Raw genomic sequence first — 23138 nt, forward strand, 5'->3', positions numbered from 1 at the left:
TGGGGACAAAGATGGCGCAGCAGGCACAGGCAAAATCACTGGCACAGCTGGGCCTAACCGCCCAGGGCGGGCGAGAGGTTCAGGTTACTGGTCTTTCGGTCGACAGCCGTTTGACGAAAGAGGGCCATCTTTTCGCAGCCCTTCCCGGAACACGCGTTCATGGTGGCGAGTTCATTCAATACGCCTTGCGCATGGGCGCCGGCGCCATCCTGACCGACGCCGAAGGCGCGAAGATCGCAAAACAGGAATTGGCTGATTCCGGTGCTGCCCTGATTGTTGCAGAAGACCCGCGTCAAACGCTGGCCTACACCGCTGCGCTTTGGTTCGGTGCGCAGCCTGATGTGATGGTGGCGGTGACTGGTACCAACGGCAAAACCTCGGTGGCGACATTCGCGCGCCAGATATGGTCGTTGCTTGGCCTGCAGGCGGTTAACCTTGGCACGACAGGTGTCGAAGGGGCTTATTCCGCGCCATTGAACCACACAACGCCAGAGCCGATCACGCTGCATCGCCTGTTGGCCGAAATGGCCGAAGCCGGGATCACCCACGCCGCGATGGAGGCTTCTTCGCACGGTTTGGCACAGTGCAGGCTGGATGGGGTTGCACTGAACGCGGCGGCGTTTACCAACTTCAGCCAAGATCACTTGGATTATCACGCCAATTTTGATGAATACTTCGCAGCCAAGGCCGGGTTGTTCGGGCGGGTTCTGCCCGAAGACGGTGTGGCGGTGATCAATCTGGACGATCCCAAAGGTCCTGCGATGGCAGAGATTGCGCGTTCGCGCGGTCAAACGCTGTTGACCGTGGGGCGCGCGGAAGATGCGGATATACGCATCTTGGCACAACGATATGATGCGACGGGCCAAGAGTTGCGGTTTTCATATAACAAAGTCACCCGGCAAGTGCGCATGCCGCTGATCGGTGGGTTTCAGGCTGAAAACGTTCTGCTGGCTGCGGGGCTGGTTATTGGCGGTGGGGCCGAGGCCTCGCAGGTTTTTGAAACCCTTCCCAATCTTTCAACCGTTCGGGGCCGTATGCAGTTGGCCGCGACGCGGGAAAACGGTGCGGCGGTATTCGTCGACTACGCCCATACGCCTGATGCGCTTAAAACCGCGCTGACCGCACTGCGCCCCCATGTGATGGGGCGTTTGATTGTGGTTTTTGGCGCGGGCGGGGATCGCGACACAGGCAAACGCCCGTTGATGGGTCAGGCTGCGGCCGAACACGCCGATGTGGCATTTGTGACGGATGACAATCCGCGCAGCGAAGACCCGGCGACGATCCGTGCGGCCATTTTGGCGGCTATGCCCGAAGGGGTGGAAGTGGCCGACCGCGCCGAAGCAATCTTGCGCGGCGTGGACGCATTGCAGCCCGGGGATGCTTTGTTGATAGCTGGCAAGGGCCATGAAACAGGCCAAACCGTAGGGGACGACGTGTATCCGTTTGATGATGTGGAACAGGCCAGCGTTGCGGTTGCCGCGCTGGGTGGGTTGCTGTGATGGGCGCGCTCTGGACCTCGGCCGCGGCAGAAGCGGCGACAGGCGGAAAATCCACGCAAGCGTGGGAGGCCAACGGCGTTTCGATCGATACCCGCAGCATCGCGCCCGGTGATCTGTTCGTTGCGCTGAAAGATGTGCGTGATGGCCATGACTTCGTCGCTCAGGCGCTGGAAAACGGTGCCGCCGCCGCGTTGGTCAGCCGTATTCCCGAAGGCGTGCCAGCGAACGCGCCGCTGCTTGTCGTCGATGACGTTCTGCCCGCGCTAGAGGCATTGGGCCGCGCCGCCAGAGACCGGACCACGGCAAAGGTTGTGGCGGTGACGGGGTCGGTTGGTAAAACCTCGACCAAAGAAATGCTACGCGCTGTGTTGGCAGGGCAGGGCACGGTGCATGCCGCTGAAAAGAGTTTCAATAACCATTGGGGCGTGCCGATCACGTTGGCACGCATGCCGCAAGATGCTGACTTTGCGGTTATCGAGATTGGGATGAACCACCCGGGCGAAATCGCCCCGTTGGCGCAAATGGCGCGCCCGCATGTGGCAATGATCACAACCGTTGTGGCGGCCCATCTTGAAGCCTTCGAAAACGTGGCCGCGATTGCGCATGAAAAGGCCAGCATCCTTGATGGGCTGGAACCGGGCGGCACCGCTGTCTTGTTGAATGATCTGGATGTTTCGCCAATCCTTTTGGCTAAGGCGGATCAAGTCGGCGCTAAAACCCTTACCTTCGGCGCGTCAGCGGGCTGTGATTTCCGCCTGACCGAGGTGACGTTAAAGGCCGATGCAACAATCGCGCACGCAGCGGTTGGTGGAAACGACCTTCTCTTCAAAATTCAGACCGCAGGGCGACATTTTGCGATGAACGCCCTTGGTGGCTTGGCTGTGGCCGATGCTGTGGGCGCGGATCTGGCGGTTGCGGCCTGTGATCTTGTGAACTGGGCTCCTCCAGCAGGGCGCGGAGCGCGCGAAAAGCTGTTGCTGGACGATATCGACGATCGCATGGCCTTTGACCTGATCGATGATGCGTTCAACGCAAACCCAGCCTCGATGGAGGCCGCGCTGGATGTGCTTGCGGCCGCCGAGCCAGAAGATGGCATTGGCCGTGTTGCCAAAGGCCGCCGGATCGCGGTTCTGGGCGATATGCTTGAGCTGGGCCCGACCGAGGAGGCGTTACATCGCGCGATTGCCGACGATCCCTCGCTTCGCGGTGTGAGCCTTGTTCATTGCGTCGGCCCGCGTATGCGCGTGCTTTACGATGTATTGCCCCGCCACCAACGCGGCGAATGGCATGAGACAGCAGCCGAACTGGCGGCACGCGCACGATCTTTGGTGGATGCGGGCGATGTGGTGCTTGTTAAGGGCTCAAAAGGCAGCCGCGTTTCGCTTGTGGTTGACGCCTTGCGCAAATTGGGACAAGCGGTCCCGAATGACTGATCTGAGGAACTGAACGTATGTTGTATTGGTTGGCCGAGTTTTCTGACGGTGGCGGCATCTTTAACTTGTTTCGCTACATCACGTTCCGGGCCGGCGCGTCATTTTTCACGGCGCTTATCTTTGGCTTTATGTTCGGCCGTCCTCTGATCAACCTGCTGCGCAAGCGCCAGCGCCACGGTCAGCCTATTCGCGATGATGGCCCACAAAGCCACCTTGAAACCAAGGCCGGCACCCCAACCATGGGGGGCGTTTTGATCTTGGGCGCGGTGATCGTGTCCACGCTTTTGTGGGCGCGGCTTGATAACCCTTATGTATGGATCGTTTTGTTCGTCACCGTGGCCTTCGGTGCCATCGGGTTTGCCGATGACTATGCCAAAGTTTCGAAAAACAACACAAAAGGCGTTTCCGGGAGTGTCCGGCTGGCGCTTGGGTTGATGATTTCGGCGGCGGCTGGGTTTGCGGCCTCTGTCTATCACCCCGAAGCCCTGACCAATCAGCTTGCGCTTCCTGTGTTTAAGGACACGCTGATCAACCTTGGCTTCTTGTTCGTGCCGTTTTCGGTCCTTGTGATCGTCGGTTCTGCCAATGCGGTGAACCTGACCGATGGTTTGGACGGGTTGGCCATTATGCCGGTGATGATCGCTGCGGGTACCTTGGGCGTGATCGCCTATGCCGTTGGGCGCGTCGATTTCACCGAATACCTTGACGTGCACTATGTGCCCGGCACAGGGGAAATTCTGATCTTTACCGCAGGCTTGATCGGCGGCGGGCTGGGGTTCTTGTGGTACAATGCTCCGCCAGCTGCAGTGTTTATGGGTGATACAGGCTCTCTTGCCCTTGGCGGTGCGCTGGGTGCTATTGCTGTGTCCACTAAGCACGAAATCGTTCTGGCCATTGTCGGTGGTCTGTTTGTGATCGAGGCGCTGAGCGTTATCATTCAGGTTCTTTACTTCAAACGTACCGGCAAGCGGGTATTCCTGATGGCTCCGATCCACCACCATTTCGAAAAGAAAGGTTGGGCAGAGCCGCAGATCGTGATCCGGTTCTGGATTATTTCGCTGATCCTTGCGTTGATCGGCCTTGCAACACTGAAACTGCGGTGATGGAAAACACATGATCCCCGTTCGCGGATATGAAGGCGCGCGCGTCGCGGTGTTGGGGTTGGGTCGGTCGGGCCTTGCCACGGCAAAAGCATTGAAGGCGGGCGGGGCAGAGCCACTGGTGTGGGATGACAGCCCAGATGCCCGCGCACGGGCCGAAGCAGAGGGGTACACCCTTCACGATCTGACCCGTGCGGATGCATGGGGCGGTATCACGGCGCTGATCGTTTCACCGGGCATTCCGCATCTTTACCCCACACCGAACCGTATCATCGCCGCCGCTTGGAACGCTGGGGTTCCGGTGGACAATGACATCGGGCTATTCTTCCGCTCGTTCGCGTCGGGGGAATGGGACCACTACGACTCCCCTCCGCGGGTGATTGCGGTGACGGGGTCGAACGGCAAATCCACCACGTCGGCGTTGATCCACCATGTGCTGAGCGAAGTCGGGCGCGACAGTCAATTGGCCGGCAACATTGGCCGCGGCGTTCTGGATATAGACCCGCCCGGCGATGGCGGCGTCGTGGTGTTGGAGCTTTCAAGCTATCAAACCGAACTGGCGCGCGCACTGACACCGGATGTGGCGATCCTTACCAACCTTTCGCCAGACCACCTTGACCGGCATGGCGGGTTGGGCGGCTATTTTGCGGCCAAGCGCAGGTTGTTCGCCGAAGGCGGCCCTGACCGTGCGATCATTGGCGTGGATGAGCCCGAAGGCCAGTATCTGGCCAATCAGATGGCCGAAGGGCAAGCAGATGATCGGCTGATCCGCATCTCGGCCGCGCGCAAGTTAGAGGGCGTGGGCTGGTCCGTTTTCGCGCGCAAAGGGTTCCTGTCAGAGTACCGCAAAGGGCGTCAGGTTGGGTCGATTGACCTGCGCGCGATCGCGGGGCTTCCGGGTGCGCATAACCACCAGAACGCCTGTGCTGCCTATGCGGCGGTGCGCACGCTTGGCCTTGCGCCGAAGGTGATCGAAAAAGCGTTCCATTCCTTCCAAGGGCTGCCACATCGCAGCCAACTGGTGGCCGAGTCCGGCGGCGTGCGTTTCGTGAACGACAGCAAAGCCACCAACGCCGACAGCGCGGCAAAAGCACTTGCCGCGTTCAAAAACATCCGTTGGATCTGCGGCGGTTTGGAAAAAGACGGCGGGCTGGGGCCGGTGGCCGCGCAGCTTGGAAACGTCAGCAAGGCCTATGTCATCGGGCGCGAGGCCGCGAATTTTGCGCTTCATCTGGGCGACACCCCGCATGAGGTGTGCGAAACGATGGAAAAAGCGGTGGCCCAAGCGGTGGCGGATGCTCAAGAGGGGGACATCGTCCTGCTGGCGCCAGCGGCGGCGAGTTTCGATCAATACGACAACTTCGAAAAACGCGGCGAGGATTTCATCGCCGAGGTGACGCGCGCCATCGCAACCTAACCTAACGGAGCGGGGCATACGCCCCGCACACCATTCGTTTGATTGGCGCCCGTGGCGGCGTGTTTATTCCCTTTCACAGCTCCACTGCATCCGCTGTAGATTGCAGCAACGTAGCGCTTTCCTTTAGGGCGCGCGCTTCGTCGTCTGTCAGGTCGGGCATCAGATCAGTTCGCACACCGGCAGCGCCAACGATGCGGGGCAGGGAGAGTGCGACGTCTTTCACGCCCAGCACCTCGTCTGTTGCGATAGAGACTGACAGCACTGCCTGTTCGTCTTGGACAATCGCGCGCACGATCCGGGCAAGTCCTGCGCCAATGCCGTACCACGTGGCGCCTTTGCCGTTGATGATCGTATAGGCCGCGTTGCGCACCCCGTCGTCAATCTGCGCGCGCACGTTTTCGGTAATGGGCGAGCCGACCTGAGCCGCAAAAGACATCAGCGGGACCGACCCAGCGCGGGCGCTGGACCATGCCAGAACCTCGCTGTCGCCATGTTCGCCCAGCACGTAGGCGTGCACAGAGCGCGGGGAAATGTCGAAATGCCGCCCCAGAAGACTGCGAAAGCGGGCAGTATCAAGGATCGTGCCAGAGCCGATCACGCGTTCAGCAGGCAGGCCAGTCAGGCGGGTGGTGATCTGCGTCATCACATCAACCGGGTTCGACGCGACCAGCAAGATCGCATCTGGCGCGTGGTCCAAGACACGTGCGGTTACATCCCGAAACACCGCAGCGTTGCGGCTGAGCAGTTCCAGCCTTGTTTCACCGGGTTTCTGGCCGACACCCGCCGCCAGAATGACAACGCCCGCGCCGGCCAGCGCAGGATAGTCGCCATGCTCAACAATCGTGGAAGAGGCGAAGGGGACCGCATGGGCGATATCTTCTGCCTGCGCCTGCGCGAGGGCGGCGTTTTGGTCGACCAAGACAACACGGCTGACCGTTCCTGTCAGGGCCAAGGCATAGCCCGCCGCGCTGCCCACCATTCCTGCGCCAACGATCCCGACTTTCATGTTTTGATCCTTTTCAAGCCAACGGGGTCAGGTTAGCGGAAATCGCGATTTCAGAATGTGATTTGCGTCAATTGGGTGTCGCAAAAAGACGACCAACTTATCCGCTGCATCAAAAAGTTGCGTGGTTGAAAAAATTTAGTCTTGTCACGACTCATTTGTGCCCCTATCTGCCCCGCTCAAGACGCCAACGCACGCGCCTCTGGCCGGGCCTCAAAGCCCCGCGTTTATGTAGCGACGGTAACGTCTCCCTTGGAAGTGAGCGGTCATATATGGCCGGGTCTATTGGAGATGACCATGAACGCTACGATCACCGATTTTGTCGGTCGCCCCGCAGTTGCACCTGTTTCCCGCGTGGAAGCCTTCATTCGGGCAAACGAGTTTGACCGCCCAACGCTGGTTCTGGATACGAAAGCCGTTGCCAATCAATACCATGCCCTGAAGGCAGGGTTGGGCCGCGCGCACATCCATTATGCGGTGAAAGCGAACCCGGCGCGTGAGATCGTGGAAGAGCTGGTCAATCTTGGCTCTCATTTCGATGCTGCGTCGCGCGGCGAGATTGAGCTGTGCCTTTCCCTTGGCGCGGCACCTGAAACCATTTCCTTTGGCAACACGATCAAACGCGCCTCGGATATCGCGTTCGCATACCACGCAGGTATCACCCTGTTCGCGGCCGATGCCGAAGAAGAGCTTGAGAAGATCGCCGAGCATGCGCCGGGTGCCGAGGTTTACATCCGTCTGATCGTTGACGCATCCGAAGCCGATTGGCCGCTGTCGCGCAAGTTCGGTTGCGCCCGCGACAAGGCATTGGATCTGCTGGCGATGGCAACCCGTCTTGGGCTGAAACCTGTTGGGTTTTCATTCCACGTTGGCAGCCAAACGCGCCGCGCTGAAATGTGGACCACCACGTTGGACCAGATTGCTGAGATCTGGCACCGCGCCCATGCGCAGGGGCATCAGTTGACCCTGCTGAACATTGGCGGTGGTTTCCCAGCGTTCTATGGCGAAGCGATTGACCACCCCACCAAATATTCCGCGCGCGTGATGGCGCTGGTGACAGAGCGTTTCGGCGATGTTGAGCGTGTGATGGCAGAGCCGGGCCGTGGCCTGGTGGCCGAAGCAGGCATGATCGCGGCCGAGGTTCTTTTGGTGTCGCGCAAGTCCAACGACGACGCGCATCGCTGGGTGTATCTGGATATCGGCAAATTCTCGGGTCTTGCGGAAACGATGGATGAAGCGATCCGTTATCAGTTCATCACCGACCGCGACGCAGAACCAACAGGGCCATGCATTCTGGCCGGGCCATCCTGTGACAGCGCCGATGTTCTGTATGAAAAACGCCCGGTGCAGTTGCCGGTTGGGCTGAAAGCGGGGGATCGGTTTATTATCCGCAACTGCGGGGCCTATACCTCCAGCTATTCATCGGTTGGCTTTAACGGCTTCCCGCCGCTGGATGTCATCGTGATCTGAACAGAATGCCCCGCCACTTGGCGGGGTTTTCGTTTTCCGCCTGAAGGCCACGAAACTGTTGAAACGCGCCACTAGCGTAACGCAATAAGTTTCGGTATTGTTAAAGGTAGACCCGGAAAACCGGGCAGTACGAGGCAGTCGAGGCGGTATTTTATGACGGAAATGGTGTTTGGCACCGTGCCCATGCGGGCAGGTGAACCCGTTCTTCCACGTTGGTGGCGGACGATCGACAAATGGACGATGTCCTGCATCCTGCTTTTGTTTGGGGTCGGGCTTCTTCTGGGGCTTGCATCCTCGCCTCCATTGGCTGCGCGGAATGGGCTTGCGCCGTTCCATTATGTTGAACGGCAGGCGTTCTTTGGTTCGGTCGCGTTGATGGCGATGTTCCTAACGTCGATGATGTCACCCGATCTGGTCCGCCGCCTTGGCGTGATGGGCTTTTTCGCAGCATTTGTGGCGCTGGCGCTGTTGCCGGTATTGGGCACAGACTTTGGCAAGGGCGCTGTGCGTTGGTACAGCTTTGGCTTTGCATCGGTGCAGCCCTCTGAGTTCTTGAAACCCGGCTTCATCGTTCTGGCCGCATGGCTTATGGCCGCCAACCAAGAGGTTGGAGGCCCTCCGGGTAAGGCGTTTTCCTTTGCCATTGCCGTAGTTGTCGTTGGTTTCTTGGCGATGCAGCCCGATTTCGGTCAGGCCGCGCTGATCCTGTTTTCTTGGGGTGTGATGTATTTCGTCGCTGGCGCGCCGATCCTGTTGCTGATCGGTATGGCGGGGCTGACGATATTCGGCGGCACGGTTGCCTATCACAACTCGGAACACTTCGCGCGCCGGATTGATGGGTTCCTATCCCCCGATCTGGACCCGCGCACCCAGCTTGGCTACGCGACCAACGCGATCCGCGAGGGCGGTTTCTTTGGCGTCGGCGTGGGCGAGGGGCAGGTGAAACAATCGTTGCCTGATGCGCACACCGACTTCATCATCGCCGTCGCAGCCGAAGAATACGGCCTGCTGTTGGTGCTGGCGATCATTATGATCTACGCCGCCATCGTCGTGCGTTCTTTGTTCCGCCTGATGAAAGAGCGTGACCCGTTCATTCGCCTTGCCGGAACTGGCCTTGCCTGCATGTTTGGTGTTCAGGCGCTAATTAACATGGGCGTCGCGGTTCGTTTGTTGCCGGCCAAGGGTATGACCCTTCCGTTCGTAAGTTATGGCGGTTCGTCGCTGATTGCGGGTGGCATTGCCGTTGGCATGCTGTTGGCGTTTACACGCACACGGCCGCAGGGCGAAATCGGTGATATTTTGATGCGGAAGGGCCGGTAATGGCAAATGACGCTCCGCTTCTTGTGATTGCTGCTGGCGGGACCGGCGGCCACATGTTCCCGGCCCAAGCGCTGGCCGAGGCGATGATCCGCAAAGGATGGCGCGTGAAGCTTTCGACCGATGCGCGCGGTGCGCGTTATACGGGCGGATTTCCGCATGTCGTTGAGGTTGAAGAGATGTCTTCGGCCACCTTCGCGCGTGGCGGCCTGTTGGCAAAAGCGGTTGTCCCGTTTCGCCTGATTGGCGGCGTGGCGTCGGCGGTTTCGAAAATGATGCGCGACAAGCCCAGCGTCGTCGTTGGCTTTGGCGGTTATCCGGCGATCCCTGCGGTTGCGGCTGCAACGATCCTGCGCTTGCCCCGGATGATCCACGAACAGAACGGTGTGCTTGGCCGGGTGAACCAGTTGTTTGCCAAGCGTGTGCATACGGTAGCTTGTGGCACATGGCCGACGGAATTGCCGGCAGGGGTCGAAGGGTTCCACACAGGAAACCCCGTACGCGGTGCCGTGCTGGAACGTGCTGGTGCGCCCTATATTCCGCCCGGTGATTACCCGATGTCGATCCTTGTGATGGGGGGCAGTCAGGGCGCGCGCATCTTGTCGGATGTTGTTCCGTCTGCGATTGCCGCACTGCCGGAAGATATCCGGCGGAACATCCGCGTGGCCCATCAGGCGCGGGATGAAGACGGCGAGCGGGTGACGCAGTTCTATGCCGAAAACGGCATCACCGCAGATGTTCAGCCATTTTTCACCGACGTGCCCAGCCGGATGAGCGAGGCGCAATTGGTGATCTCACGCGCGGGGGCCTCTTCCGTTGCCGACATCAGCGTGATCGGTCGCCCGGCGATCTTTGTGCCGCTGGCGGCCGCCATCCGTGACGAGCAGACAGCCAACGCGCGCGGCTTGGTGGAAGCGAACGCCGCGATCCTTATTCCGGAATCCGCCCTTGAGCCTATCGCTCTTTCAGAGCAAATAAGCGCGGTTCTGACCAATCCCAAAGGGGCGACACGCATGGCCAACGCGGCTCTTGCTGCTGGCCTTCCTGACGCGACGGATCGGTTGGTCGAAATTGTTGAGACGCTGGCTGGCGAGGGACAAGTGTAATGAATGCAGCGACGAAACTACCCACCGATGTGGGCCCAATTCACTTTGTGGGTATCGGTGGTATCGGCATGTCCGGCATCGCCGAGGTTCTGTTGAACCTTGGCTATACGGTGCAGGGATCCGATCTTAAGGCATCGAAGATCACCGATCGCTTGGCCGGTTTGGGTGCCAAGGTCTTTGTCGGCCAAAAGGCCGAGAACCTTGAAAACGCCGCTGTTGTCGTCATTTCGTCTGCCATTAAGCCGGGCAACCCGGAACTGGACGCCGCGCGGCTTCAGGGGCTGCCGGTTGTGCGTCGCGCCGAAATGCTGGCCGAACTGATGCGGATGAAATCCAACATCGCTGTTGCCGGTACGCATGGCAAAACGACGACCACCACGATGGTCGCGACCTTGCTGGATGCGGGCAATATTGACCCGACCGTTATCAACGGTGGGATCATCCACGCCTATGGTTCGAACGCGCGGATGGGGCAGGGCGAATGGATGGTGGTTGAGGCCGACGAAAGCGACGGCACGTTCAACCGTTTGCCCGCGACCGTTGCCATCGTCACCAACATCGACCCAGAACATATGGAACACTGGGGCGATTTCGATACCCTGCGCCAAGGTTTTCTGGATTTCGTCTCTAACATTCCATTCTACGGCCTTGCCGTTTGCTGCACTGACCACCCAGAGGTTCAGGCGCTGGTCGGTAAAATCACCGACCGCCGCATCGTGACCTTTGGCTTTAACGCTCAGGCCGACGTGCGGGCCGTGAAGCTGACCTATGAAAACGGCGTGGCGCATTTTGATATCGCGCTTCAGAACGAAGATATGGTGATCGAAGGCTGCAGCTTGCCGATGCCGGGCGATCACAACGTTTCCAACGCATTGTCTGCCGTTGCGGTTGCGCGCCATCTGGGCATGAAAGCCGATGAAATCCGCGAGGCTTTGGCAAACTTTGGTGGCGTGAACCGCCGCTTTACCAAGGTTGGCGAAGTCAACGGCGTGACCGTTATCGACGATTACGGCCATCACCCGGTTGAAATTGCTGCTGTGCTGAAAGCCGCGCGTCAATCGACCAAGGGCCGTGTTATCGCCGTGCATCAGCCACACCGCTTTTCGCGCCTTCATTCGCTGTTCGATGATTTCTGTTCATGCTTCAACGACGCCGATGTCGTCGCAATCGCCGAAGTGTTCGCCGCTGGCGAAGACCCGATCGAAGGGGCAGGGCGCGATGATCTGGTTGCCGGGCTTATCCGCCACGGCCACCGCCACGCCCGCGCAATCGTAAGCGAGGAAGATCTAGAGCGGCTGGTCCGCGAGCAGGCCGGGCCGGGTGACATGGTTGTCTGCCTTGGTGCCGGTACGATTTCCACTTGGGCCAATAACCTGCCCGCGCGTTTGGAAAAGGCGTAAGTGTCATGCCCGACCAGCTTCAAAGGCGGATCGGGCTGGGGCTTTTAACGGCTTATGGTGTCGGCGTCATGGTTGGCGCCGGCATTTATGTTTTGGTAGGGGCGGTTGCCGGGGCTGCGGGCGTCTATGCCCCTGTGGCGTTTCTATGCGCCGGGCTGATCGCGGCCCCATCGGCCTTGTCCTATGCGGAACTTTCCACCCGTATTCCCGAAGCAGCAGGCGAAGCGGCCTATGTCGATCAGGGGCTAAAACTGCACTGGCTTTCTGTGTTGATCGGCTTGGCCATCGTTCTGGCCGGAACGATTTCGGCCGCTGCGGTGTTGCGTGGTGGCACGGGGTATCTGACCTCGGTGGTGGATTTGCCGTTTAATTGGGTCGTCATCGGGCTTGGCGTTGTGTTGATCGGCGTCGCGCTGATGGGCGCGTTAGAAAGCCTTAGTGTCGCGGCGATCTTTACGGTGGTCGAACTTGCCGGGCTTGGCCTTGTCATATGGGCGGGGTCCAACGCCACCCCGGTAGAGGCGTGGGTCGCACCGCCACCGATCATCTGGTCGGGCGTTGGCCTTGCCGCTGTGTTGGCCTTCTTCGCGTTCATCGGGTTTGAAGACATCGTAAACATGGCCGAAGAGGTCGCGCACCCCGAACGAAACCTGCCACGCGCCATCCTGCTTTCGCTGATCATCACCTCACTTATTTACGCCGGCGTCAGCCTTGCCGCCGTGCGCGCGGTGCCCGCTGAGCAACTGGCGGGAAGTGACCGCCCCCTTGCCTTGGTGTGGGAGGTAGGCTCGGGCAAAAGCTCTCAATTCCTGTCGCTGATTGCTGTGGCGGCTGCGCTAAATGGCGTGTTGGCACAGATCGTGATGGCGGCGCGGGTGTTGTTTGGGCTTGGGAAGCGTGAAAAGCGGCTGGCCATGTTCCATCACGCGCACCCGACGCTGGGTACGCCAGTTAAGGCGACCGTCTTGGTCGGCGCGGCAGTCATTGCCGCCGCCTTGGCTCTTCCGGTTGCAGCACTGGCCGAGGTTACGTCTTCGGTCCTTTTGGCGGTGTTTGCGGTGGTGAACCTGTCGCTGATCGCGTTGAAACGCAAAGCGCCCTTTGCACCCTTCCGCGTGCCGACGTTCGTTCCGTATTTCGGCCTGTTCGCATCGCTTGCCGCACTTGCCCTAACATTGGCGGAGTCCGCATGACGCTTTCTCTGACATTGGCCTGTTTCTGGACCCTTGCCGCCGCGATCACCGCGATGTTGCCGATGCGGATGCAGTACCCTCCGGGGCTGACGCTGTTGATCCTTGCGCCAGCGGTGATCGGATTTCTGGCATGGCAGCATAATGTCTGGGTTGTCTTGCTGGCCGTGGGCGCATTCGCTTCGATGTTTAGGAACCCATTGATCTATCTCTATCGCCGTGCGCGCGGCTTGCCTGCGCGGCGCCCAGAAGAAAAGGAAAACCGATGACACCTTCGTTGGCGCTTGCCTGCCTTTGGGTTGTTGTGGCGAATGTGATCGCCATGTTTCCAAGCCGCCACCACCACTGGCCGGCCGCGTATGTTCTGATTGCGGTTGGAATTCCGCTTTTGGGGTTCGTGACCTACCAGAACGGCCCGGTTTGGGGGATGGTGGTGTTTGCAATCGGGGCGTCGGTTCTGCGTTGGCCTGTAATTTATCTTGGCCGCTGGTGTGCGCGGCAGTTGCGCGGTAAACGGTCCTGAAACGAAGGGCAGAGTATTTCATGAGTGATCAGACCACATCGGCAGCGATGCCAGCGGTGCGCGGCACGTTAACCCCAAATCGCGCGCTGAATGACCTGACTTGGCTGCGCGTAGGCGGGCCTGCTGATTGGTTGTTTCAGCCTGCGGATGTGGATGACCTTGCTGATTTCCTGAAAGCGCTTCCTTCCGACGTGCAGGTGTTTCCGATCGGGGTCGGTTCTAACCTGATTGTACGTGATGGCGGGCTGCGGGCGGTTGTTATCCGGCTTGGGCGTGGTTTCAACGGCATCACAATTGACGGCACAACAGTCACGGCGGGCGCTGCAGCGCTGGACGCACATGTCGCGCGCAAGGCGGCGGCGGAGGGCGTTGATCTGACTTTCCTGCGGACCATTCCCGGTGCTGTGGGCGGTGCAGTGCGGATGAACGCCGGGTGTTATGGCACCTATACGGCAGACGTTTTTGTCAGCGCAAAGGTTGTCACCCGCGCGGGCGAGGTTGTGACGCTGACGGCGGATGACTTGAACTTTCAGTACCGCCAGACGGAGCTTCCCGAAGGCTGGGTGCTGATCGAGGCGACCTTTGAGGGCGAAAAAGGTGATGCTGAGGCGCTGGAAGCGCGCATGGCCGACCAGTTGGCCAAGCGTGATGCAACGCAGCCGACGAAAGACAGAAGTGCAGGATCAACATTCCGCAACCCGGCTGGGTTCAGCTCTACGGGGCGGGACGATGACGTGCATGATTTGAAGGCATGGAAGGTGATTGACGATGCTGGAATGCGCGGCGCAACGCTGGGCGGCGCGCAGATGTCGGAAAAGCATTCCAACTTTCTGATCAACACAGGCACAGCCACTGCCGCTGACCTAGAGTCGCTTGGTGAATTGGTGCGAAAAAAGGTTTTCCAAAACAGTGGAATAGATTTACACTGGGAAATTATGCGGGTCGGCGAACCGACCCCGGATTGATACTAAAAAACAAGGGGCCGGCAAAAAGGCCCTGAAACGAGGCACAAGTGACGGGTATGTCGAGCAGGGCAACCCCGAAAGTGGCGGTACTGATGGGTGGACCTTCCGCAGAGCGGGAGGTTTCGCTGGTGTCGGGGCGTGAATGCGCCGCCGCCCTTGGGGACGAAGGGTTTGACGTGGTGTTGATTGACGCCGCGCCGGATCTTGCCGCGCGTCTTTCGGAAATCAAACCTGATGTTGTTTTCAATGCTTTGCACGGGCGTTGGGGTGAAGATGGTTGTGTGCAGGGTTTGCTAGAGTGGATGGGTATTCCTTACACCCACTCAGGTGTTCTCGCGTCCGCATTGGCGATGGATAAGCAGCGGTCCAAGCTGGCCTATAAGGCTGCCGGGCTTCCGGTTGTTGAAAGCCGCTTGGCCAGCGCGGACGAGGTTCGCGCAAAGCATGTGCTGACGCCGCCCTACGTCGTGAAGCCTAACAACGAAGGCTCATCGGTGGGTGTGTACATCGTACACGAAGCCGCCAACGCGCCGCCTCAGCTTTCCAACGATATGCCAGATGAAGTCATGGTCGAGGCGTTCGCGCCCGGACGTGAGCTGACCACCACGGTTGTTGGTGATCGCGCGCTGACTGTCACCGATATCCTGACCGATGGTTGGTACGATTACGATGCGAAGTACAAAACAGGCGGGTCGCGCCATGTTGTGCCCGCTGACGTTCCGCAACAGATTTTCGATGCCTGCTTGGATTATGCCCTGCGGGCGCATAATGCGCTTGGCTGCCGCGGTGTTTCGCGCACTGATTTTCGTTGGGATGAAAGCAAAGGGATCGACGGGTTGATCTTGCTTGAAACCAATACGCAGCCGGGGATGACGCCGACCTCTCTTACCCCAGAGCAGGCGGGGACATGTGGGATGAGCTTCGGCGCATTGTGTCGCTGGATGGTGGAGGACGCATCATGCAACAGATGAGCGTTCCGCCAAAACGTGATCCCGCGCCAACGCGGTTAGCCTATCGCATGAACCGGCTGTGGCTGACGCCAGTGTTTCGCGCGCTTTTGCGTGTCGGGGTGCCGTCGTTCTGCGTTGTCTTTTCGGCGGGCTGGTACTTTTCCGATCAGGATCGTCGCGATGCCGTTAACTTGGCATTCGTAGACATGCGCCGCGCCGTTGAAGAACGGCCAGAGTTCATGGTCAAGTTGATGGCCGTGGATGGCGCATCGGTCGAGGTTGACCAAGATATTCGCGAAGTGGTCCCGCTGGATTTCCCGATCAGCTCTTTCGATCTGGACTTGGAAGAAATGCGCGAAACTGTTTCGGGGCTTGATGCTGTCGCGCGGGCTGACATCCGGGTGAAGGCGGGTGGTATCCTGCAGATTTCGATCGTCGAGCGCGTTCCGACCGTCATTTGGCGCAGTCGCCACGGGTTGGAGTTGTTGGATGACGAAGGGCACCGTGTTGCCCCATTGGCCAGCCGCGCCGATCGCCCCGATCTTCCGATTATTGCGGGTGAGGGTGGCGAAGACAACGTGGCCGAAGCAATGAAGCTGTTGCAGGCCGCTGGTCCGATTTCGGATCGGGTGCGCGGTTTGGTGCGTATGGGCGAACGGCGCTGGGATGTGGTGCTTGACCGGGGGCAGCGCATTTTGCTGCCCGAACAGGGCGCACTTGCTGCGCTGAACCGGGTGATCGCGCTTAGCCAAGCCGAAGAGATGCTGGAACGGGATTTGGTCATTGTGGATATGCGCAATGCGGCCCGCCCAACACTTCGCATGGCTGAAGAAGCGGTCGAAGAATTAAGACGAATTAAGACACTTGAGTCAGGAGCGACCAACAGATGACCGATCTCTATCAATCGCAGCGCGCCATGCGGCGGATGCGCAAACAAGCGATGGACCGGGGCGTGATCGCAATTCTGGATGTGGGCAGTTCAAAGATTGCCTGCCTTGTTCTGCGGTTTGACGGGCCTGACCGGTTTCGGGGCGGCGACGGTGTTGGGTCACTTGCGGGGCAATCCTCGTTCCGGGTGATCGGTGCTGCAACAACGCGGTCGCGCGGTGTGCGCTTTGGCGAAATCGAAGCGATGCAGGAAACAGAGCGCGCCATTCGGACGGCCGTTCAGGCCGCGCAGAAAATGGCGAACCTGCGTGTTGATCATGTGATCGCCTGTATGTCGGGCGCTCAGCCACGGTCATATGGCCTTGATGGCGATATCGAACTGGCCGACAGCGTCGTAACAGAAGATGACGTGGCCCGCGTGCTGGCCGCGTGCGATGTCCCCGATTTCGGGGATGGGCGCGAGGTGCTGCATGCGCAGCCGGTAAACTTTGCGCTGGATCACCGCACGGGTCTAAACGATCCGCGTGGTCAGATCGGGAACCGGCTTGCCTGTGATATGCACCTGCTGACCGTCGAAACCGATGTGGTGCAGAACCTTTTGTACTGTATCAAACGGTGTGACCTTGAATTGGCCGGGCTTGCGTCTTCGGCCTATGTGTCAGGCATTTCCAGCCTTGTCGAAGATGAGCAAGAGCTTGGCGCGGCCTGTATTGACCTTGGCGGCGGGGCGACGGGCGTTTCGGTCTTTATCAAAAAGCACATGATCTATTCCGACAGTGTGCGCATGGGCGGGGATCACGTAACGCAGGACATTTCTAAGGGGTTGCAGGTTCCGCTGGCTACGGCAGAGCGGATCAAGACCTTTTACGGCGGCGTTGTGGCCACAGGCATGGATGACCGCGAGATGATCGAGATTGGCGGCGACACCGGCGATTACGAACACGATCGTCGCACTGTCAGCCGAGCAGAGCTGATCGGCATCATGCGTCCACGGGTCGAAGAAATCCTGGAAGACGTCCGTTCACGCCTTGATGCGGCCGGGTTCGAACATCTGCCCAGTCAGCAGATCGTGCTGACAGGTGGCGGCAGCCAAATACCAGGCTTGGATGGGCTGGCCAGCCGTATTTTGGGCCAGCAGGTTCGTCTGGGCCGGCCGCTGCGTGTGCAGGGCTTACCACAGGCGGCGACAGGGGCTGCGTTTTCCAGTGCGGTCGGGCTTTGCCTGTTCGCGGCGCACCCGCAGGACGAATGGTGGGACTTTGACATTCCCGCTGAACGATACCCGGCGCGTTCTCTGAAGCGGGCGATGCGTTGGTTCAAGGATAACTGGTGACGCAAGATGCTGCGAGTTGGGCGAAATACCGCTGAAACACTGAACAAAACAGCAAGATTTTGTGGTGTTTAAACGTTTTTTTCGTGACCTCAGGCGGTTGAGGCGATAGAATCAGACCAAATTGGGGGCCGAGCTGCGCTAGGCTGAACAAAGAAAAAACAGGCGGACAGACCATGACATTGAACCTTATGATGCCAGAGCATGACGAGCTAAAGCCACGGATCACCGTATTCGGTGTGGGCGGCGCAGGTGGGAATGCTGTCAACAACATGATCGAAAAGCAGCTTGAAGGGGTCGAGTTCGTTACCGCGAACACCGACGCGCAAGCGCTTCAGCAATCCGACGCTCCGGCGAAAATTCAGATGGGCGTCAAGGTTACCGAAGGTCTGGGCGCTGGGGCGCGACCAACTGTTGGTGCCGCCGCTGCCGAAGAAACAATCGAAGAAATCGTTGATCATCTGGCCGGCGCGCACATGTGCTTTATCACCGCCGGTATGGGCGGTGGCACTGGTACGGGTGCTGCGCCGATCATCGCACAAGCCGCACGTGAGCTGGGCGTTCTGACGGTTGGTGTTGTGACCAAGCCGTTCCAGTTCGAAGGCACCAAGCGTATGCGCCAAGCCGAAGAGGGCGTTGAAGCCCTTCAGAAGGTTGTGGACACGCTGATCATCATTCCAAACCAGAACCTGTTCCGTCTGGCCAATGAAAAGACCACCTTCACCGAAGCGTTCAGCATGGCAGATGACGTGTTGTATCAGGGTGTTAAAGGTGTGACTGACCTGATGGTTCGTCCGGGTCTTATCAACCTCGACTTTGCTGACGTTCGCGCCGTGATGGACGAAATGGGCAAAGCGATGATGGGTACGGGCGAGGCTGAGGGCGACGATCGCGCAGTTCAGGCCGCTGAAAAGGCCATCGCGAACCCGCTGCTGGACGAAATCAGCTTGCGGGGCGCGAAGGGCGTTCTGATCAACATCACCGGTGGTTACGACCTGACGCTGTTCGAACTGGACGAAGCTGCGAACCGCATCCGCGAGGAAGTGGACGCAGAGGCGAACATCATCGTCGGCTCCACGCTGGATACAAGCATGGAAGGCGCGATGCGCGTTTCGGTTGTTGCCACAGGTATCGACGCCAAAGAAGTCGCCTATGAAACACCGGTTCCACGTCGCCGTATGGCAGAGCCACTGGCACAGGCCGCTCAGGCAGAGGCAGTAGAAGAGCCAGTCGTAGCAGCGCCAGCACCGGCAATGGAAGCACCAGAAGTGGTTGCGGAAGAAACGCCAGAGCCCGGTCTTTTCACGGCAATGGAAGAACCGCAGCCAGTTGAAGAGCCAACATTCGACGAAGTAGACGATGTTCCTCCTCCGGCGTATCGCCCACAGGTCGCGCAAGCCGCACCTTATGAGGCTCCGCAGGACTATCAGGAAGAAGAAGAGTTCGTCGCGCCAAGACCACGTTCGCCGGGCACACCATCGCCCGAAGCACTGGCACGGCTGCAAGCCGCGGTTGCGAAAACACCGCGCGGTCACGAAATGCCAGCACGCGCGCAGGCTCCTACTTCTGACCCAGCAGCAGCCGACAAGGCACGGTTCGGGATCGGTTCTTTGATCAACCGGATGGCTGGTCACGGTCAGGAAGCACAGGCACGCGCAGCGCAGCCAGTGCGCCAGCAGCCGCCAGTGCACAGCAATCTGGAAGATCCAGATCTGGAAGCAGATCAGGACCGGATCGAAATTCCGGCCTTTTTGCGCCGCCAAGCAAACTAAACTCTAACGCTTCTATCAGCGGAAAGGGCCGGTTTTCCGGCCCTTTTTTTATTGTAATTTCAGATGGTTGCGGGTTCGTGGGGCGCATTGGGCGGGATACTGCCTATCTGCCACACCCGTATGTTTCAGAACGTTGCAATGTTTGAGTTGAGCTTACGCGTACCCCGGCTTACCTCATATTTGCCGGCGTTGGGGGACGGGCGGCGTAACAGAACGGGTGCAATTTGCAGACAACGATCAAGTCACAAGCAGTCTTCACGGATGTTGGCCTTCACTCTGGCCAGCCGGTTCGAATGGTTGTTCGACCTGCCTCTGCTGAATATGGGATCTGGTTCCGCCGCACGGATGTCGTGGGCGTGGATCCGTTGATCCCTGCGCGTTGGGATGCTGTGACCCCCTCTAAGCTTTGTACACTGTTGGTGAACGACGCTGGCGTTTCGGTTTCGACGGTTGAACATGTCATGGCGGCGCTAGCTGGCTGCGGCATCCACAATGCGTTGATCGAGATTGATGGCCCCGAAGTGCCAATTCTTGACGGCTCTTCTGCGCAATTCGTTTCGGCGTTTATCGCCCGCGGCTTGCAACAGCTTGACGCGCCAAACCGCGCGTTGGAAATTCTGAAGCCCGTTGAATTCCGCGAAGGCGACGCTTGGGCGCGCCTCACACCAGCCGAAACGCTTGAGATTGATTTTCACATCGATTTCGCGGACCAAGCGATTGGTGTTCAGGATAAGCAACTGAATATGGCCAACGGCGCCTTCGTTCGTGAACTGTGCGACAGCCGCACATTCTGCCGTCAGAGTGATGTTGACGCGATGCGCGCCAACGGTCTGGCGCTTGGTGGCACGCTTTCCAATGCCGTTGTGGTCGAAGGCGAAAAGATTCTAAGCCCTGGCGGCTTGCGTCACGATGACGAAGCAGTTCGCCACAAAATGTTGGACGCCTTGGGTGACCTTGCGCTGGCCGGAGCACCGATTTTGGGGCGCTACACGGGCCATCGGGCAGGGCATGCAATCACGAACAAGCTGCTGCGGGCCTTGTTTTCACAGCCTGACGCCTATCGGATGGTTACTTGTGATGAACAGATGGCGCTTAAGTTGCCGGGTGTTGGCGTTAAGCCCGCAGATTTGCGCGCCGTCGCTTAGTCACTGAAAAACTCTCCAAAGGCGTTTTGCACCGGATTTTTCTGTGCTAGAAAACGTTTAGGCCGCGCCGGGTTGATCCAGGTGTGGGAACAGACGATGGGGTAAAGCGGTTCATGGGCATTAGCAGGTCGCGCACGGGGCTTGTCGGGGCGATTTCGGCGTTAGCCGTCTTGGCCGCTTGTGGTGGTGGTTCCAATGAAGCGCCACTGGAAAGTTTCACCGCAGAAGAGATATACCGCCAGGCTGAGTTTCAGCTGGAAAATAGGCGCCGGGCGGATGACGCCGCGGCACTGTTTGCGGATGTTGAGCGGCTGTATCCTTATTCGGAATGGGCCAAACGCGCGCTCATCATGCAGGCATACGCGTTTCATCAGGATAAAGACTATGAAAGCAGCCGTTCAGCGGCACAGCGCTACATCGACTTTTATCCAGCCGATGAAGACGCGGCTTATGCGCAGTACTTGTTGGCGCTTAGCTATTACGACCAAATTGATTTGGTCGGGCGGGATCAGGGCCTGACCTATCAGGCGCTGCAGTCTTTGCGCACAGTGATCGAACGCTATCCAGACAGCGAATATGCGCAGTCGGCGATTTTGAAGTTCGACCTTGCGTTTAACCACCTTGCCGCCAAAGAGATGGAGATCGGCCGCTATTACCTAAAGCACAGCCACTTCACCTCGGCGATCAATCGGTTCCGTGTTGTGGTTGAGGATTTCCAAACCACGACCCACACCGCCGAAGCGCTTTATCGTTTGATCGAAGCGTATCTGTCCCTTGGTCTGGACCAAGAGGCGCAGGCGGCAGGCGCGATTCTGGGATACAACTACCAATCCACCGAATGGTACGACGATGGCTTTAAGCTGCTGCAGGGGCAGGGGCTGAAGCCGGAAATTCTGGGAACAGGCTGGTTGCAAACCGTCTATCGTCAGATGATCCGCGGCGAATGGCTCTGACCTTGGGGCAGCAGGGGGGCTTGCGATGCTGCGCAGTCTCGATATCCGGGATCTGCTGATCATTGACCGGTTGGAGCTTTCATTCCAGCCGGGGCTAAATGTTCTGACAGGCGAAACCGGGGCAGGGAAATCCATCTTACTTGATGCGCTTGGCTTTGTGCTGGGGTGGCGGGGGCGTGCCGAATTGGTGCGCACCGGCGCCGAGCAGGGCGAAGTGGTCGCCGTCTTTGACTTGCCAGAGGCGCATCCCGCACGAACCGTTTTGGCTGACGCAGGATTTCCCGTTGATGACGAACTTATCCTGCGCCGGGTGAATACGGTTGATGGGCGCAAAACCGCATGGGTCAATGATCGCCGTGCCAGTGGCGAGGTGCTGCGCGCACTGTCTGACACATTGGTCGAACTTCACGGGCAGCACGATGACCGGGGGCTTCTGAACCCGCGTGGGCATCGCGTGCTTCTTGACGAATTCGCGGGGCTTGCCCCGCAGGTGTCCAAAACGCGCGCGGCGTGGCGCGACGTATCGGATGCGCGCCGTGCCCTAAGCGCCGCTGAAACCGCCCTTGCCGCGATGAAGGAAGAAGAGGATTTCCTGCGCTACGCCGTTGGCGAGCTGGACAAGCTGGACCCGCAGCCGGGCGAAGAGGCGGATCTTGATACCCGCCGCCGCATGATGCAGGCCGCCGATCGCATCCGCGAAGATATCGTGCGTGCTTTGTCGGCGCTAAGCGGTGATGGTGCCGAAGGCATGATGGGGGACGCGGTTCGCTGGCTTGAGGGGGCATCAGATAAGGCAGACGGTCAGCTTGACGGCGCGATTGATGCGCTTGGCCGTGCCATGGTTGAATTGGGCGAGGCACAGCAAGGCGTGGAAACGTGCCTGTCGGCGCTTGCGTTCAACCCTGCCGAGTTGGAAGAGACAGAAGAACGGCTTTTTGCCATCCGTGGGCTGGCGCGTAAACATGGTGTGCTGCCTGATGAACTGGGCGACTTTGCCAACGACCTGCGCGCCAAGCTGGCGACCCTTGATGCGGGCGAGGGCGACATGGCCGCGCTGCGTTCGGCTGTTTCGGCTGCCGAAGGTATCTATCTGAAGGCCGCTGATGATCTGACCGCGCGGCGGGTAAAGGCCGCCAAGTCCTTGGACAAGGCGATGGCCGCTGAACTTGCCCCGCTAAAGATGGAGCGCGCGGTATTCGCCACGGAAATCACGCCTGCAGATGCCGGGCCGGACGGTCACGATGCGGTGGCCTTTACGGTGGCAACGAACCCCGGCGCGCCGTCGGGGCCGATCAATAAGATTGCGTCAGGCGGTGAACTTAGCCGTTTCCTGTTGGCGCTTAAGGTATGCCTGACCAGCGGGACCAGTGGCCTGACGATGATCTTTGATGAGATTGATCGGGGTGTCGGCGGTGCAACGGCTGATGCTGTGGGGCGCCGTTTGGCCGCGTTGGCGGCTGAGGGGCAAGTGCTGGTCGTCACCCACTCTCCTCAGGTGGCGGCGAAGGGCACACATCACTGGCGCGTCGAAAAGCGGGTGACAAAGGGCGTGACCCTGTCAACGGTGACGTCCGTCGCAGAAGATCACCGGGTCGACGAAATCGCGCGTATGCTTGCCGGTGACACGATCACGGATGAAGCCCGCGCCGCTGCCAAGGCACTGCTGCAAAACTGACC

The 23138-nt window shown here is 59.3% G+C and carries 20 protein-coding genes; 19 read left to right on the forward strand and 1 reads right to left on the reverse strand.

What is annotated here, in order from left to right:
- Positions 1 to 11: 11 nt before the first annotated feature.
- From COL8621_RS05375 to murD, 4 genes are read left to right on the forward strand one after another with little or no spacing between them, the layout of a single operon-like run.
- Positions 12 to 1499, forward strand: a complete 1488-nt coding sequence (locus COL8621_RS05375) for a UDP-N-acetylmuramoyl-L-alanyl-D-glutamate--2,6-diaminopimelate ligase (RefSeq protein WP_093966252.1) — start codon at positions 12 to 14, stop codon at positions 1497 to 1499.
- Entirely contained in the window at positions 1499 to 2932 is a 1434-nt protein-coding gene (locus COL8621_RS05380) for a UDP-N-acetylmuramoyl-tripeptide--D-alanyl-D-alanine ligase (RefSeq protein WP_093966253.1), read from the forward strand. Before COL8621_RS05375 ends, COL8621_RS05380 begins: the two co-directional genes overlap by 1 nt.
- A gap of 17 nt (positions 2933 to 2949) precedes the next feature.
- On the forward strand, positions 2950 to 4035 hold the full coding sequence (gene mraY, locus COL8621_RS05385) for a phospho-N-acetylmuramoyl-pentapeptide-transferase (protein WP_093966254.1): 1086 nt from the start codon (positions 2950 to 2952) through the stop codon (positions 4033 to 4035).
- A 10-nt stretch (positions 4036 to 4045) separates the two neighbouring features.
- The gene (gene murD / locus COL8621_RS05390) at positions 4046 to 5449 is read left to right on the forward strand and encodes a UDP-N-acetylmuramoyl-L-alanine--D-glutamate ligase (RefSeq protein ID WP_093966255.1); all 1404 of its coding nucleotides are present in this window, start codon (positions 4046 to 4048) and stop codon (positions 5447 to 5449) included.
- 73 nt (positions 5450 to 5522) lie between these two features.
- Here murD and COL8621_RS05395 read toward each other — a convergent pair whose 3' ends face one another.
- Positions 5523 to 6455 (reverse strand): L-lactate dehydrogenase, encoded by a 933-nt coding sequence (locus tag COL8621_RS05395; RefSeq protein ID WP_093966256.1) that lies wholly within the window; start codon positions 6453 to 6455, stop codon positions 5523 to 5525.
- Positions 6456 to 6749: 294 nt separating this feature from the next.
- Between COL8621_RS05395 and COL8621_RS05400 the strand changes: the two genes are divergently transcribed.
- The 15 genes from COL8621_RS05400 (at position 6750) to recN (ending at position 23136) form a co-directional block, all read left to right on the forward strand.
- Positions 6750 to 7922, forward strand: coding sequence for a type III PLP-dependent enzyme (locus tag COL8621_RS05400; protein WP_093966934.1), 1173 nt, complete (start codon positions 6750 to 6752; stop codon positions 7920 to 7922).
- 153 nt (positions 7923 to 8075) lie between these two features.
- Positions 8076 to 9242, forward strand: a complete 1167-nt coding sequence (ftsW, locus tag COL8621_RS05405) for a putative lipid II flippase FtsW (protein ID WP_093966257.1) — start codon at positions 8076 to 8078, stop codon at positions 9240 to 9242.
- Positions 9242 to 10345, forward strand: coding sequence for a UDP-N-acetylglucosamine--N-acetylmuramyl-(pentapeptide) pyrophosphoryl-undecaprenol N-acetylglucosamine transferase (locus tag COL8621_RS05410; RefSeq protein ID WP_093966258.1), 1104 nt, complete (start codon positions 9242 to 9244; stop codon positions 10343 to 10345). Before ftsW ends, COL8621_RS05410 begins: the two co-directional genes overlap by 1 nt.
- Positions 10345 to 11745, forward strand: a complete 1401-nt coding sequence (murC, locus tag COL8621_RS05415) for a UDP-N-acetylmuramate--L-alanine ligase (RefSeq protein WP_093966259.1) — start codon at positions 10345 to 10347, stop codon at positions 11743 to 11745. Before COL8621_RS05410 ends, murC begins: the two co-directional genes overlap by 1 nt.
- Positions 11746 to 11750: 5 nt before the next feature.
- Entirely contained in the window at positions 11751 to 12938 is a 1188-nt protein-coding gene (locus tag COL8621_RS05420; RefSeq protein WP_093966260.1) for an APC family permease, read from the forward strand.
- Positions 12935 to 13204 (forward strand): DUF2484 family protein, encoded by a 270-nt coding sequence (locus tag COL8621_RS05425; RefSeq protein ID WP_093966261.1) that lies wholly within the window; start codon positions 12935 to 12937, stop codon positions 13202 to 13204. Before COL8621_RS05420 ends, COL8621_RS05425 begins: the two co-directional genes overlap by 4 nt.
- Positions 13201 to 13458 carry a DUF2484 family protein gene (locus tag COL8621_RS05430; RefSeq protein ID WP_093966262.1) on the forward strand — a complete coding sequence of 86 codons (258 nt, stop codon included), beginning with the start codon at positions 13201 to 13203 and terminating at the stop codon, positions 13456 to 13458. The genes COL8621_RS05425 and COL8621_RS05430 overlap by 4 nt, the downstream gene beginning before the upstream one ends.
- A 20-nt stretch (positions 13459 to 13478) precedes the next feature.
- Positions 13479 to 14423, forward strand: a complete 945-nt coding sequence (gene murB, locus COL8621_RS05435) for a UDP-N-acetylmuramate dehydrogenase (protein ID WP_093966263.1) — start codon at positions 13479 to 13481, stop codon at positions 14421 to 14423.
- Between the two features lie 92 nt (positions 14424 to 14515).
- Complete coding sequence (locus tag COL8621_RS05440; RefSeq protein ID WP_235823746.1) at positions 14516 to 15394, forward strand: D-alanine--D-alanine ligase; 879 nt, start codon at positions 14516 to 14518, stop codon at positions 15392 to 15394.
- Entirely contained in the window at positions 15382 to 16263 is an 882-nt protein-coding gene (locus COL8621_RS05445) for a cell division protein FtsQ/DivIB (protein ID WP_093966265.1), read from the forward strand. The genes COL8621_RS05440 and COL8621_RS05445 overlap by 13 nt, the downstream gene beginning before the upstream one ends.
- On the forward strand, positions 16260 to 17594 hold the full coding sequence (gene ftsA / locus COL8621_RS05450) for a cell division protein FtsA (RefSeq protein ID WP_093966266.1): 1335 nt from the start codon (positions 16260 to 16262) through the stop codon (positions 17592 to 17594). Before COL8621_RS05445 ends, ftsA begins: the two co-directional genes overlap by 4 nt.
- A 173-nt stretch (positions 17595 to 17767) precedes the next feature.
- Positions 17768 to 19363, forward strand: coding sequence for a cell division protein FtsZ (ftsZ, locus tag COL8621_RS05455; RefSeq protein WP_093966267.1), 1596 nt, complete (start codon positions 17768 to 17770; stop codon positions 19361 to 19363).
- Positions 19364 to 19587: 224 nt separating this feature from the next.
- Positions 19588 to 20508 carry a UDP-3-O-acyl-N-acetylglucosamine deacetylase gene (lpxC, locus tag COL8621_RS05460; RefSeq protein WP_093966268.1) on the forward strand — a complete coding sequence of 307 codons (921 nt, stop codon included), beginning with the start codon at positions 19588 to 19590 and terminating at the stop codon, positions 20506 to 20508.
- A gap of 113 nt (positions 20509 to 20621) precedes the next feature.
- Positions 20622 to 21461 (forward strand): outer membrane protein assembly factor BamD, encoded by an 840-nt coding sequence (locus COL8621_RS05465; RefSeq protein WP_093966935.1) that lies wholly within the window; start codon positions 20622 to 20624, stop codon positions 21459 to 21461.
- A 25-nt stretch (positions 21462 to 21486) separates the two neighbouring features.
- Positions 21487 to 23136: a DNA repair protein RecN gene (gene recN, locus COL8621_RS05470; protein WP_093966269.1), complete on the forward strand. Its 1650-nt coding sequence runs from the start codon at positions 21487 to 21489 to the stop codon at positions 23134 to 23136.
- Positions 23137 to 23138: the final 2 nt, after the last annotated feature.

The sequence above is a fragment of the Actibacterium lipolyticum genome, assembly GCF_900184935.1.
Lineage (GTDB): Bacteria > Pseudomonadota > Alphaproteobacteria > Rhodobacterales > Rhodobacteraceae > Actibacterium_A > Actibacterium_A lipolyticum.